At 47.5% G+C, this 13,728-nt stretch carries 17 protein-coding genes; 6 read left to right on the top strand and 11 right to left on the bottom strand.

Annotated elements, in window-relative coordinates; genetic code table 11:
- Positions 1–120: 120 nt before the first annotated feature.
- The gene (gene htpX / locus KNO61_RS13735) at positions 121–1,005 is read right to left on the bottom strand and encodes a zinc metalloprotease HtpX (RefSeq protein WP_078146050.1); all 885 of its coding nucleotides are present in this window, start codon (positions 1,003–1,005) and stop codon (positions 121–123) included.
- 18 nt (positions 1,006–1,023) lie between these two features.
- Entirely contained in the window at positions 1,024–1,572 is a 549-nt protein-coding gene (locus KNO61_RS13730; RefSeq protein WP_015880351.1) for a LemA family protein, read from the bottom strand.
- A gap of 128 nt (positions 1,573–1,700) precedes the next feature.
- Between KNO61_RS13730 and KNO61_RS13725 the strand changes: the two genes are divergently transcribed.
- On the top strand, positions 1,701–2,885 hold the full coding sequence (locus KNO61_RS13725; RefSeq protein ID WP_214731295.1) for an amidohydrolase: 1,185 nt from the start codon (positions 1,701–1,703) through the stop codon (positions 2,883–2,885).
- 9 nt (positions 2,886–2,894) lie between these two features.
- Here the strand turns inward: KNO61_RS13725 and KNO61_RS13720 are convergent, their stop codons facing one another.
- The 5 genes from KNO61_RS13720 to KNO61_RS13700 form a co-directional block, all read right to left on the bottom strand.
- Positions 2,895–4,223: a hemolysin family protein gene (locus KNO61_RS13720; protein WP_214731294.1), complete on the bottom strand. Its 1,329-nt coding sequence runs from the start codon at positions 4,221–4,223 to the stop codon at positions 2,895–2,897.
- Between the two features lie 91 nt (positions 4,224–4,314).
- On the bottom strand, positions 4,315–4,788 hold the full coding sequence (locus KNO61_RS13715; RefSeq protein WP_214685023.1) for a DMT family transporter: 474 nt from the start codon (positions 4,786–4,788) through the stop codon (positions 4,315–4,317).
- An 11-nt stretch (positions 4,789–4,799) separates the two neighbouring features.
- Entirely contained in the window at positions 4,800–5,474 is a 675-nt protein-coding gene (locus KNO61_RS13710) for a Crp/Fnr family transcriptional regulator (RefSeq protein WP_015880346.1), read from the bottom strand.
- A 14-nt stretch (positions 5,475–5,488) separates the two neighbouring features.
- The gene (locus KNO61_RS13705; protein ID WP_015880345.1) at positions 5,489–5,914 is read right to left on the bottom strand and encodes a DMT family transporter; all 426 of its coding nucleotides are present in this window, start codon (positions 5,912–5,914) and stop codon (positions 5,489–5,491) included.
- A gap of 110 nt (positions 5,915–6,024) precedes the next feature.
- On the bottom strand, positions 6,025–6,684 hold the full coding sequence (locus KNO61_RS13700; protein ID WP_015880344.1) for a type 1 glutamine amidotransferase domain-containing protein: 660 nt from the start codon (positions 6,682–6,684) through the stop codon (positions 6,025–6,027).
- A gap of 374 nt (positions 6,685–7,058) precedes the next feature.
- Between KNO61_RS13700 and KNO61_RS13695 the strand changes: the two genes are divergently transcribed.
- A complete protein-coding gene (locus KNO61_RS13695) occupies positions 7,059–8,162 on the top strand; it encodes a glycerol dehydrogenase (protein ID WP_214685021.1) in 1,104 nt (367 codons plus the stop codon).
- 17 nt (positions 8,163–8,179) lie between these two features.
- Here the strand turns inward: KNO61_RS13695 and KNO61_RS13690 are convergent, their stop codons facing one another.
- Both KNO61_RS13690 and KNO61_RS13685 read right to left on the bottom strand, forming a co-directional pair.
- Complete coding sequence (locus KNO61_RS13690) at positions 8,180–8,647, bottom strand: hypothetical protein (RefSeq protein ID WP_214688947.1); 468 nt, start codon at positions 8,645–8,647, stop codon at positions 8,180–8,182.
- 55 nt (positions 8,648–8,702) lie between these two features.
- Entirely contained in the window at positions 8,703–8,921 is a 219-nt protein-coding gene (locus tag KNO61_RS13685; protein ID WP_078146044.1) for a hypothetical protein, read from the bottom strand.
- 174 nt (positions 8,922–9,095) lie between these two features.
- On the opposite strand from KNO61_RS13685, the gene KNO61_RS13680 reads away from it, so the two are divergent.
- Complete coding sequence (locus KNO61_RS13680; RefSeq protein ID WP_078146043.1) at positions 9,096–9,935, top strand: M15 family metallopeptidase; 840 nt, start codon at positions 9,096–9,098, stop codon at positions 9,933–9,935.
- Positions 9,936–10,011: 76 nt separating this feature from the next.
- Complete coding sequence (locus KNO61_RS13675) at positions 10,012–10,350, top strand: antibiotic biosynthesis monooxygenase (protein WP_074035108.1); 339 nt, start codon at positions 10,012–10,014, stop codon at positions 10,348–10,350.
- Here KNO61_RS13675 and KNO61_RS13670 read toward each other — a convergent pair.
- Entirely contained in the window at positions 10,330–11,031 is a 702-nt protein-coding gene (locus tag KNO61_RS13670; protein ID WP_214731290.1) for a CBS domain-containing protein, read from the bottom strand. The two genes, KNO61_RS13675 and KNO61_RS13670, sit on opposite strands and share 21 nt — an antisense overlap.
- Positions 11,032–11,145: 114 nt before the next feature.
- On the opposite strand from KNO61_RS13670, the gene KNO61_RS13665 reads away from it, so the two are divergent.
- Positions 11,146–11,877 carry an AzlC family ABC transporter permease gene (locus KNO61_RS13665; protein ID WP_078146042.1) on the top strand — a complete coding sequence of 244 codons (732 nt, stop codon included), beginning with the start codon at positions 11,146–11,148 and terminating at the stop codon, positions 11,875–11,877.
- Positions 11,874–12,173 carry an AzlD domain-containing protein gene (locus tag KNO61_RS13660; protein WP_074035113.1) on the top strand — a complete coding sequence of 100 codons (300 nt, stop codon included), beginning with the start codon at positions 11,874–11,876 and terminating at the stop codon, positions 12,171–12,173. The genes KNO61_RS13665 and KNO61_RS13660 overlap by 4 nt, the downstream gene beginning before the upstream one ends.
- A gap of 34 nt (positions 12,174–12,207) precedes the next feature.
- On the opposite strand, the gene KNO61_RS13655 is transcribed toward KNO61_RS13660, so the two are convergent.
- Positions 12,208–13,686 carry an HD domain-containing phosphohydrolase gene (locus KNO61_RS13655; RefSeq protein ID WP_214757624.1) on the bottom strand — a complete coding sequence of 493 codons (1,479 nt, stop codon included), beginning with the start codon at positions 13,684–13,686 and terminating at the stop codon, positions 12,208–12,210.
- Positions 13,687–13,728 lie beyond the last annotated feature (42 nt).

Genomic DNA, 13,728 nt, shown 5'->3' with positions numbered 1-13,728 from the left:
AATGCGACTAATAAAGCGCCGCCTAAACCTATGTATATCTTTTTATTCAACTCATCCACCCCCCTTATTTTCCCAGTTCAGTGTAACATAAAGAGCCTGCCACAACCGGACAGGCTCTGACTACATTTGACGAAGTCGGGAAATGCGTTCGACTGGATCAGGGTGTGTCGAGAATAGACCACTCACTTTTTTCTTGAGTGGATCGGAGAAGTAAAGTGGTGCCGAGGCACTCGACGCTTGCTCGACCGGCGTCTCGACGTTTGCAATCTTCTCAAGCGCCGAGGCGAGCGCATCCGGGTTGCGGGTCAGTTCCGCTCCACTCGCATCTGCCAGAAACTCACGATTCCGTGAAATCGCCATATTGATGAGCATCGCGATGAGCGGTGCCAATACCAACAAGACGAGTCCGATGATCAAAAAGATGGGATTCTGGTTTTGATCGCGTCTTCCACCGATACTTCTGAAGAACAGCATGCGCGACCCGATATCGCTCATGATGGCAATCACCGAAACAAGTGCGAGCGTGACCGTCGAGAGCCGCACATCATAATTCTTAATATGCGCGACCTCATGCGCGATCACCCCTTCTACTTCTTCTCGTGATAATCGATCCAACAGTCCCGTCGTGACGGCGACAGCCGCCTTTTCTGGCTTCAATCCCGTCGCAAATGCGTTTGGCGATGGGTCGTTGATGATAAAGATGCGCGGCATCGGCACTCGCGCGACCATCGCCATGTTTTCGACCGTATGCCATAGAAAGCGGTGCTCTTCCACCGATGTCACCTCTTGTGCCCGATTCATCTTCATGACGATGTTCGTACTCGACATGACGACGATTCCCACATAAAACAACGAGAAAATCGGTGTGAAGATTAACCCCGGAATCGCGTCTCCATAGTTGACGTAGGAAATGGCCGCTCCGACGAGAAGAACGAATAGGACAAACCCTGTGACGATGAAGACCGTCTTCACTTTATTCTTTCGAATCTGTTCATAGAGGAGCATACGCGCCACCTCGATTCATCAAAATGAGACGCGAACGTTCTCGCGCTCTTCGGCACGTGCCTCGAGCATATCGCGCTTTTCAAAATGATGGACGGAGGCGATGATGTTCGTCGGGACCGATTCGATTTTCGTGTTATATTTCATGACCGTATTGTTATAGAGTTGACGCGAATACGCGACCTTATTTTCCGTCTGTGTCAATTCTTCCTGCAACATCTTGAAGTTCTCGTTCGCTTTCAAGTCCGGGTACGCCTCACGAAGCGCGAAGAGATTTTTCAGTGCTCCACTCAATTGATCGTTCACTGCCATCTGGTCCTGACGATTCGACTTTTCTCCGAGCTGGTTTCTCAGTTCGACGACCTTCGCAAGCGTTTCTTGCTCGTGTTTCGCGTAGCCTTTCACCGTCTCGACCAAGTTCGGAATCAGATCATACCGCCGCTTCAACTGCACATCGATTTGAGCCCACGCCTCATCGACCCAATTTCGATACTTGACGAGCCCGTTGTACATCGAAAAATAGATGAGTACGAGCACGACAACCGCTACAATCGCAATAATCCACCCCATGTTGGCACCTCATTTCTTCATTTTCTCCTGTATTAATTCCCTTTACTCGTATAAGATAAGCTTAACTTTCATAACAATTTGTAAATGAATTCATTTCTTGACACGGTAACCACAAAGGAGTGTTCGCAATGATCGTCACGCATGCCGAAGTACGTTTGACCGAGTTGTTCGAAGAAATGGTATCCCTAAGACGCCATTTTCACCAATATCCTGAACTGTCTTTTCAAGAAGTCGAAACACCAAAGATGATTGCCTCGTATCTCCGTGAACTTGGGATTGAAGTACGTGAGCACGTTGGCGGCAATGGGGTCGTCGGTCGAATCAAAGGCGGTGACGGTCCGACCATCGCATTACGTGCCGATTTTGACGCCCTTCCCATCCAAGATGTGAAAGATGTCCCGTATCGTTCAAAAGTGAACGGGGTCATGCATGCGTGTGGTCACGATGCCCACACGGCGACACTTCTCGTTTTAGCGAAAGTATTGACTGAGATGAGCCTTCCAGGAGACGTCGTGTTGATTCACCAGTTCGCAGAAGAATTGGCTCCGGGTGGTGCCAAACCGATGATTGAAGACGGCTGTCTCGACAACGTGGATTATATATACGGTGCGCACATTTGGACACCACTTCCGTTCGGAACGATTGGCGTGAAAACAGGTCCTATCATGGCTGCGGCAGATCGCTTTGAATTGATCATTACAGGAAAAGGTGGACATGGCGCGATTCCGCAACATACAGTCGATGCCCTCATGGTTGCCGTGAACGTGGCGAATCATCTCCAACAGGTCGTCAGTCGGCGAATCGATCCGCTCGAACCTGCCGTGCTGACCATCGGTACGCTCCACTCCGGACAAGCATTCAACGTCATTGCCGAAGAAGCCAAATTATCCGGTACCGTGCGTACATTCACTCGGGAGACGCAAGAAAAAATCATCTCCGATATGGAGCGGATCATTCGTTCCGTCTGTGAAGCGAGCGATGCTGATTATGAATTGGAGTATATAAAAGGATATCCTGCTGTCGTGAATCATGTGACCGAAACGGAACTCGTCCGTGAGAGTGCGGTGGAGGTCGTTGGTGCAGACGGTGTCATTGAGATGGCACCACTTATGGTCGGGGAAGATTTCGCTTATTATGTCGAGCACGTTCCTGGTAGCTTTTTCTTCACAGGAGCAGGAAATCCCGAGCTCTCCGCAATCTTTCCGCATCATCATCCCCGCTTCGACGTGGATGAACGAGCGATGTTGCACACAGCCCAAGTCTTGTTAGGAGCTTTACAACGAACGTGGATGGTACACGAAAAAGAGGGCTGATGCATCGCATCAGTCCTCTTCAGTAATTGGTTCTTTTAATTCTGAAACAAGCACTTGGTCGACACGCTTTCCGTCCATATCCACGACTTCAAAGCGAAGACCGTACGCTTCGACCACATCGCCCCGTTTCGGAAAATCACCAAGTGCGTAAATGACGAGTCCTGCGAGCGTATGATAGGAGTTGCGCCCTTCGTCGAATCGGTCATCCCGAATCTCGAACGTTCGCTTCAAATCCTCTATTCCGAGTAACCCATCCGCCAAATACGATCCGTCCTCGCGACGAACCACTTCTGGTGTATCCTCTTCAATCATCACCTCTCCGACGATTTCTTCCAAAATATCGAACAAGGTGACCATACCAAGGAATCCGCCGTATTCATCTAAAACAAAGGCGATTTCCACACCATTTTTCTGCATCATTTGAAGCACTTGGCTCGCCTCTCGTTGTTTTGGAACGATGAGCGGCTGTTTGATGCGCTTCAAAATCTGTGACTGCTCACGCAGTGTCGGCAACGTCAAGATGTCACGTACATCGATGTACCCGACAAAGTCGTCAAGCGAGTCGCGCCCGACCGGTAACTTGTTATGTTTACTTTCATAAATCGATTTCTTAATATCGTCCATGTCATCTTCTAAGTCGACCCATTCGAGCGTCGTCCGTGGTTGCATGAGCTCATAAATCAATTGATCATGAAACGCAAAAACCCGTTCGACTTGTCGAACTTCTTCATGAGCGAACTGTCCTTGCTGGGCGCCTTCAAACAAGAGTTGTTTGATCTCGAGCTCAGTCTCCCCACTCGTCTGTTCCGCCTTCAACCCTAACAATTTGAACAAAAAGAGTGTCGATTTCGATAAAATCCAAATGAACGGTTTCATCACTTTACTGAATAAATCGAGCGACGGAATGATTGCCATCGTTACTTTTTCAGGCGAGACGAGCGCAATCCGTTTCGGGACCAATTCACCAATGATGAGCGACAGATACGTAATAATCGTAACGACGGCCACATAAGCAACGGTTCCGGCATACTGCGTACTCATTCCGGCTTGTTCAAATGCCGATGCGAGCGGTGCCGAGAAGCGTGCGCCCCCGTATGCCCCGTTAATAATCCCAATCAATGTGATTCCGACTTGAACGGTCGACAACAAATCTGTCGGGTCTTTCGAATAATGAAGCGCAATCTTGGCACTTCGTTTTCCTCGATTTGCTTCAACCTCAAGTTTTGCAGGTTTCGATGAGATGAGCGCAATTTCTGTCATCGCAAAAATCCCGTTCAACACAATCAAAAACAAAACAATCAACAAATCAATCACTATGGAAGAATCCACTTTTTTCATCACCTCAGCTAATTTTTAAAGCATACTGCTTCATTTTATCAAAAAATCGTTACCAACCTGTACCCGTTTTGCTCAGAAAAATAGCCACTCCTCAAGAAGTGGCTTCGTTGACAGCTTGTTTGGCGATAGCCGCCGTCTGAGACTGTTTAAAGAGAATGACCCCGACAAGAAGGATGGTGAGCCCTACAATTTGTCCGGCCGATAACGTGATTTGAGGCATCCCGAAGGCGCCATATAAATCGACGACTAACGCCCAAATGAGTTGTGACACGAGAATGAGTGACACAGACAATGTGGGTCCGAGTAACTGGATGCTGCGCATGACACAGTACACGACACCGACACCAAATAAACCACCGAGCCAATAGATTGGCGACAAGTCACGTAATCCAGCAAGATTTCCTCCAAATAATACTAACGGGATGATGGATCCGACCAAACCAACGATAAAGACCAATACGGTGGTGGCCCAAGCCCCTAAATTTGTATTCATTTTCGCGTTGACCGCCGCCTGTACGCTAATAAACGCCCCAGCCACAGCCGAACAGATGATACCAAAAATCATATAACTCCTCCTTACTCATAAAACATGCCGTTCGCACGTTCTTTCAATCGTTCACTATTTAAAATGATGACTTCTTTTCTCGTTCGTTTGACCAATCCTTCATCCACGAATGCCTGCAACGTTCGGTTCAAGTGACGATAACTCGTCCCTAGCCACTCTGCGACTTCTTTCCGTTTCAGTTGACTCATCTCCGCTTGAAACAGTTCATTCCCTGATTCACTGAGTGAGATCAAGTAACCGGCCAAGCGCTCTTCTAAAGTCGACATGAGATGATTCGACGAGGCGTTTGCCTCGATGAATAATTTTTCGGACACGCCTCGTAACAGATGCTCCGTGAATTCGACCGTGCGATTATATCGTCGAAGCGCCTCGAAAGGGATGCGCAGACACGTCACGGGACCGACCGCTTCAACCGTATGCAATACATTGCGTCCGCTCGCATATTCGATATCTCCAATCAATGTTGGAGCAGCCTTCAGACGCAACAATCGCAATTTCCCTTCTTCACTGAGCGTATAAATTTTGACACGCCCTTCAAGGACGACGAATAAAGATTCGATGTGCTGATCGTTCGAACATAACATGGTCCCAGACGCATATGTCACTACGGACGAGGACTCAAGTGTTTCATTCGAAAACAGATGATTCCACTGCAATCGTGTCAGTGCATCCATAATATTCATCATGTAAAGTGAACTCCTTAAGAAAATGTATAGATTCCGATCCCAACGACCATCAAGACGAGTCCCATGACCTGTCCCGTGTTCATCGGTTTCCGTTTGACACCAAACCAACCATTCAAATCGATGATGAAGGCTCCTACTAATTGTGCCACAAGCAATACACAAATTGCCCATGTGACCCCGAGTTGTTGAATCGCCGTCAATTCGCCGAAGACAACGAATACCCCGAACAATCCTCCTAAACTATAATACCAAGGCACACGTTTGAAGGCTGTCATGTCCGCATCCCGCTTGAAGAAGTAAATCGCGAGTGCTAACAGAAGTCCGACAAAATGAACGATAGTGACGGACATCCATGCGCCTACCGCATCTCCTAGTTTTGCATTAAAGATTCCTTGAAGGGCGATGAACGTCCCTGATAAGATGGCAAATAAAATTCCCATGTCATTCCCCTTTCTCTTCGTCTGACTTTACGAAAAGAGAGATGACTTGAATAGGACATATGTCCAAAAAACAAAAAAGCAACTTCGACATTCGAAGTTGCTTCACACGATTATCCGAGTAACTTAACAAGTTCTTTCCCGACCGCTTCAGAAGACTGAGGATTCTGACCCGTGACGAGACGTTCGTCAACCGCCACATTCACCGCCCAGTTGTCAGCTCCCTTGAACTGCCCGCCTTGATTGCGTAGTCCTGTTTCAAGTAGGAACGGGACGGCAGAATCGAGTTGCATCTCTTTTTCTTCTGCATCGGTGAACCCTGTCACCTGTTTATCTTTAACGAGTGGCTCATCGTTGCTGAGTTTCACATTGACCAATCCAATTGGTCCGTGGCAAACTGCCCCGACAATATTTCCACTCTCGTATACATTGCGAATGACACGTTGTAACGTTTCATTTTCTGGGAAATCAACAACTGTCCCGTGACCACCCGGTAAGAAGATTGCATCGTACGACTCGTCTGCGACTTGATCGAGACGAGCTGTGTCTTTGAGCAATTCCCGTGTATTGAGAATGTCTTCTGACAAACCATCTTCTAAACTATTCGCATCGATTGGCACGTCTCCACCTTCGATACTCGCGACCGTCACTTTATACCCTTCTTTTTCGAACAATAAATAAGGAACGGCAAACTCTTCAAGCCAAAGTCCCGTTGCATGACCATTTGATAATTGGTTTGCTGACGTTGTGACAATCAGTACATGTTTCGACATACTCAATTCCTCCTTCAAGAAAATCAACATACGACTCTAGTGTTCCCGATTCATCATCTGTTAAACCTGATGACCTGTCCGCTCATGACAAGGCGTAACTTTTTTTAACCTGGTTATTTATTCATCCTCCCTTTTTCTTACCACCCTCTATACTGAGGAAGAATTGCAATTCCAACCCATGAAGGAGACGTGTGCTATGACGAAACGAATGAACGACTGGGGATTTCTCATTGTCGTCGCCATCATCATCCTATTGCTTGTGCTTGGTCAGCTGCCGTTCTTCATGTAATCTTCACGTATATTCTTTACCAGTTGTAGTATGATTGCCTTGTAAGCACTTACACCAAACCTGATATGAAAGGATGGAGTTCACTATGTCAGAACGCATTTTCATCAGTCCGGCCAAGTATGTGCAAGGGAAACAAACGATTGATCGCATCGGAGAGTTTGTCGCTCACTTCGGTTCCAACGCTTTACTCATCGCGGATGACGTCGTATGGGAGTTGATCGGCGAACGGGTGACCCAGTCTCTGCAAGCGAGCCAGCTCAAGGCGACGAAAGCTGATTTCATCGGAGAAGCGTCGAAGCACGAAATCATTCGAATCGCTACAGACGCTAAGAAGCATGAAACAGCGTTTGTTATCGGTCTCGGCGGTGGGAAAACGCTCGATACAGCAAAAGCGGTCGCAGATGAATTGGATGCGCGTATCGTCATTGTACCGACCATCGCCTCTACGGATGCACCGACGAGCGCATTGTCGGTCATATATACAGATGAAGGCAATTTCGAAAGCTACCGTTTCTATAAAAAGAATCCGGATCTCGTCCTTGTGGATACGGAATTGATTGCACAAGCACCGCCACGCTTCTTAGCGTCAGGTATTGCCGATGCATTGGCCACGTGGGTGGAAGTGCGAAGTGTCCTGGCATTCGGAGGCAAGACGATGGCTGGCGGTGTCCCGACACTTGCGGCGGAGGCGATTGCCGAACGGTGTGAAGAGGTTCTATTCACATATGGGATTCAAGCGTATGAAGCTGTGAAAGCAAAAGTCGTCACACCTGCGCTTGAAGCTGTTGTGGAAGCCAACACCTTATTGAGCGGGCTCGGCTTTGAAAGTGGTGGCTTGGCTGCAGCCCATGCCATTCACAATGGATTCACCGCACTTGAAGGAGACATCCACCATTTGACGCACGGTGAAAAAGTTGCATTTGGAACACTCGTGCAACTCGCACTCGAAGGACGCCCTCAAGAAGAGTTCGAGCAGTATGTTGCCTTTTATATGGCACTCGACTTACCGGTCACACTTGAAGATATCAAATTGAAAGATGCATCTCGAGACGATATCTTGAAGGTCGGGAAAGCGGCCACGGCAGATGGCGAAACGATTCATAGCGGTTTCGATGTTACACCTGAAGAAGTTGCTGACGCCATCATCGCTGCGGATCGCTATGCACGTCTTTATAAAGAACACCTATAAAAACAGCGAGACGAAGCTCACACGGCTTCGTCTCGCTGTTTTTTGTTCAGGAAGAATGATGAGAGAATTCCTACTCCCATACAACTGACCGTCAAAAGGAAGAACGTCAGCTGATTCATATAGATGATATTCGTGAACTGGTTCCATCCTGCTGCGTACGACTCATTGGCTGACAAACGAATTCCTTCTCGAAGAGACGCCGCCTGCGATTGGTTAGTCATCCAAGCTATACCAGCCATGACGAAACTTCCAATCGCTAAACTAACCTTTCCAAATGGTCGCACGGATGCGACGACTCGATGTGTCAAACGAACGGTGATCCAAATAAACAACAACAGAAACGGCCATCCAATTAAGAGAACAATCCAGTATAGATTCCCTTCACTCGGTGTTTCCGAGTAAGGGGTCGTCATCACTTCACCAAGCTTAAAGATTCCGAACGTGATCAACGTCACGATAAACCATGCTTTTATCAATTTCTCCATCTCAACACCTCGTCCTCAGTATAGCAAAAACACCGTATGCGTCTGCATACAGTGTTTAGTCTTTCGGTCGGACGACGTAGTAAATCAAAATGACGAGCCACGTCCACACTCCTGTGAAAATCCCGATAATCCCGACGATGAAAAAACCAAGCGGAATCATCGATTTCGTTCGATTATAGTCCTTCCACATATTCGATAGCCCTTTGATATTAAAATACAAAAAGGCAAAGAATAGGACGAGCAATAAAAGTGGTAAACCGACTAAAGCTTCCATTCGCTCACTCCTCTCTACGATCTCATTCGTTATCTTTATTGTAATGGATTTCTTGCTCACCTTCATCGGGCCCAAGCCGTATCCTCTTCCGACCTAAAGATGGATAAAAGATGCACAGTCTATCAAGAAAACGGGAAAAGGAACATCATCTAACTCTCGAGGAGGCGTTTTGCCATGAAGTCCCTGCGGATTTTTGTCATTTGTCTGCTGTTGTTTCAAGTGTCGCCAGTGACAGCGGCATCCTCGTCCCCACAACCAGGTTACACGATTAAAACGACCTATTTGTACGGTCGTGCCATGCAATCTTCCCCTATCCTTAAGACGCTACGAACGAACGTCCCAGTCCGCTATACGACCTATAATCGGAGTTGGTCGAACGTCTACATCGGAAATACGAAGTACTTCACTCCATCTGCCAACTTGAAAGCCGGTATCCCGAAGATGCCATCTGCCGATCGTTTACGACTAGTCAACAAGGCGAATGGACTCCCGTCCACTTATCGTTCCCCACAACTTGTCACGTTAACCATTCCAACTGTTTATCAAAAAGGGAGTGAACGGACCTTGATGACGGCGGAAGCAGCCTATGCTCTGGCTAAACTGTATTATGCGGGTCGGAAGCAAGGTCATACGTTATACGCCCTTAGCGCCTACCGATCTTACTCGACACAAAAGTCACTCTATGCCTATTACGTCAACACACGTGGGGTCGCATACGCTTCAAAATATGTGGCACGTCCCGGTCACAGTGAACATCAAACGGGTCTCGCCGTTGATATGACGAGTCAACGCATGCGTCTAGGCCTATATGAATCCTTCGACCGATCGCCTGAAGGGAAATGGATGCTTCAAAACGCCCATCTCTATGGATTTATCGTCCGCTATCCAAAAGGAAAAGAGAAAATCACGGGATACAATTACGAACCTTGGCATTTGCGTTATGTCGGTGTCACTGAAGCGACGATGATGAAGCAGAAGAACTGGGCGTTCGAAGAATGGTGGAGCAGACGTTGAGTGAGCATCCTTTTTCAGGCATTTCCCTGTTCACGTTATAATGGAGTCATCTTATTCGTATAGGGGGAAATGTGGGATGTGGATTGTGATGAACAAACTAGACGTTGAAAAAGGGAAAGCCGACGCGGTCAAAGCACGCTTCGAAACGACAAAAGGAATCGAAGCGATGGATGGCTTTGTCCGTATGCAAGTGTTGACGGATACGTCTGATGAGGCGATGGATCATGTCGTCATCATGACCACGTGGCGTGATGCAGACAGCTTTGAGAACTGGCGCGACAGCAATGCTTATAAGCACGCCCATAAGAAACGTGATGACGGGACTTCAGAAGTGAAACCAATCGTCCTCGGCAACACCGTTACCCAATATGAGGTCGCCATTGAACATCTCGCCTCAACGGAGCGCGTTCAATAAATCTTGAGGACGGATGATGCCGAGTAGCGGTTCATTCGGATTTCCGGTCTCTGTAATCAGAAGGGCGTCATATCGTGCGCCCTCTTTCATTTGCGTAAAGCAGTGCTGTGCCTCGATTACGGTCGCATCCTTTCGAATGAATCGATACCGGTGCATATGCGGATCGTGGTGGAGCACGTGCTTCACCCGAACTCCTTTGAGTGACAAGTTGGGCCCGTCGATTGTTTCGGCTAGCCAACTGGTCACTCCTTTTTTCGTCAACAGTCCGCGCCAAGACCCATTGTCATGATATACCGGGAATTGCGAATAATTTTTATCTCGAATCTCCCGGAGTACTTCCGTCAAAAAATCTTCCGACTGAAACGTCACCACCGATTTTGCAAATAACGGAATGACGAGACGTGGGTGCAGGAGTTCACGTTCCACTTCTAAAATCAATGCAACGAGCGACTCGTGTGGCTCTGCGATAATAAAATCAGGTTCCCGCCGCTCATGGACGATGGCATTTCGTAGTTGGCTCATCTGATGTAAATCTTCTTTATACCGGTCGATGATTGGATTTTGTTTCGCTAACCGATTCACCATGTTACTAAAACTGAAATGTTGCCCATCTCCCATCTCTCGACTCAAGTAGTCCTCGATTCGATGATAGGATGCCAAAAATTCTTCAGCACGACTCATGTGATCACCCTCCTTAACGATACATGTATACCCTCTTTTTTATCATTTGAGCAGGAAACCGTTTATTCATCCCGAATGACATAGAAATCATCTTAATTATGGAGGAGGGCTATCATGGCGACTTCGATTCATCCCACATCACCAACTTCACCGCAACCCACGTTTCGCGCAGGACTACGCGCCGGCATTCCCGTCGCCATCGGATATATCCCGATTGCAATTGCCTTCGGTCTTTTGGCACAATCTTTCAACTTGCCGAATACTATCACATTATCGATGTCCTTTTTGATCTTTGCCGGGGCAAGTCAGTTCATTACGGTACAACTTCTGATGGCCGGTTCGATGTATTGGGAAATCATTTTGACGACGTTCATTCTAAACTCTCGCCATTTTTTAATGTCCGCCTCACTATCCCAACGGATTGAGAGTACATCTCGAAGACTATTGGCTACCATCGCGTTTGGTGTGACCGACGAAACGTTCAGCATCGCCTCTACTCGTCAAGAGGCCCGTTCCGGTATGTTCGTGCTCGGGTTGAATACAATCGCATTTCTTGCTTGGAACGTCGGGACGTGGATGGGGGTCTTCCTCGCCTTCGGTCTTCCAAGCACATTACAGGCGAGTATGGGGATTGCGCTATATGCGATGTTCATCGGGTTACTCGTTCCATCATTAACGACTCGTCCTGTCTTCGTCGTAGCAAGCTTAGCTATCATTATTCAAGCCATACTCCATTGGGTCATCACCCCGTTCTTCTCAATCTCAGATGGGATTCGAATCATCGTCGCGACCGTTGTCGCAGCCGGAATCGGTGCTTTCGTATTTAAGGAGGAAGAGGTCACATGATATCGTTGTTTCTACTCGTTCTAGGATTGGCACTTGTCACGTATCTCCCTCGCCTTGTCCCGCTACTCTGGCTAAAGGAATTGGCGTTACCGGCATATATGAAACGATTTCTTTCCTTCATCCCGTATGCGGTACTGGCTAGTTTGATTTTTCCGGGCGTCCTATCCTCCACGACCACCACCTCGTCTGCCTTATTCGGAGGAGTGGTTGCCACTTTCCTGGCGCTACTACGGGTCAACCTCGTCGTTGTCGTCATTGGAGCTGTATTCGGGGTATATGCCTTTCAAACTATATGACAAAGGAGCGGCACACGAGGTGCTGCTCCTTTTCTTATGCTGATATGCCCTGACGACGAAGCTGGACGAATACGTCCACAAATTCCGCGTCCCATTGTGTTCCCCGACCGCTCTCCAATATGGAAAGCGCCTTTTCCACTGGCATTCCTGACCGATAGGGTCGATCTGATGTCATGGCATCATAAGCATCGGCAATCGCCATGATTCTTCCGAATAACGGAATGTCGACCGCATGTAAGCGGTCCGGGTATCCTTTCCCATCGATTCGTTCGTGGTGCGATCGAACTCCGGCTAAAATCGGTTGAAGCGATGCAGGTAAATGAATTTGACTCAAAATATGGATGCCAATGGTCGGATGTTCTTGAATTTTTGAAAACTCTTCGTCTGTCAGCTTCCCTTCTTTTAGTAGGACGTCATCTCGAATTCCAATTTTCCCGATGTCATGTAGAAGTGCTGACTTATTGAGTAAATCGACTTGTGCATGCGGTAAGCCAATGGCGCGAGCAAGCTCAACGGAATACATCGCGACACGCTCCGAATGACCTGCTGTGTAGGGATCACGTGCATCGAGCGTTGCTGCGAATAAAATGAAGAGGCTGTCTAACAGCTGTGCGTTTTCTTGTTCACGAGCAGTTACCGTCTCAACCATTTGATTGAATCCCCCAATCAGTTGGGCGAACTCATCTAAGTACGGATTCTCGATTTTCTGAAGTTGTCCCGACTCCATCTGTTCGATGCCGGACGTCAAAAATCCAATCGGACGTTTGATGTTGTCATAGAGTAAGAAACTGCATAACACCGCAATTCCGACGATGATGACAAGAATCACGAGCGCCCAATTCCAATACGTATCCGTTCGAGTCGAAGTCGACAATTGGACACTCGACGCCAACATGAACAACATGATGGGAAAGATACCCGTAATGAGCATACTGATCAATAATTTAGTTCGGACACTAAATGATCGATACGTTGCATGAATAGGCAGATGATAAAGTTCGAGATGCCTTTCTTTCATGTATACAAGTAATGGCTCAACCGATCGAACCGTCAAAAAATATTCAATCAAGGCATGTAGTACCGCAATCATGACGGCCCCGATTGCAGCCAAGCCGATCAAACGATAAGGTAAGTCAATCCACCCCATCTGAATAAAAACGGCGGTTAAACCAATTGACGGGATGGATAATCCAAACAAATGAGGACCTAAAATCCGTTGCACCGTTAAAATCGGGAATCGACTCGCTTGTTCGAATGCCGACGTCAATTCGTCAATCGATGGGGATTCGATCATAAAAAACTGTCGTATCGGTCGAATGTGGCGACGGTATAAGAGTAGTTCTGAGAAAATCATAACTATCCCTGACCCCAACATGATGCCTAACAGTAGTAAAATCTCTCGAATAGACAGGTCAAGCGTTTGAAAAATAAAGACACCACCTACTCCAAAGACGGCCAAACCTGAGCCGATGATATAGTTCATCACGAGCGTCCGTTGAAAACGTTCAAACATTCCCCTCACCCCTACACTCTTTTCTTTTACTATCGACCAGAT

This window comes from Exiguobacterium sp. s140 (assembly GCF_018617035.1).
GTDB classification, from domain to species: Bacteria; Bacillota; Bacilli; order Exiguobacteriales; family Exiguobacteriaceae; genus Exiguobacterium; species Exiguobacterium profundum.
This window is presented reverse-complemented; position numbering and strand designations above follow the sequence as displayed.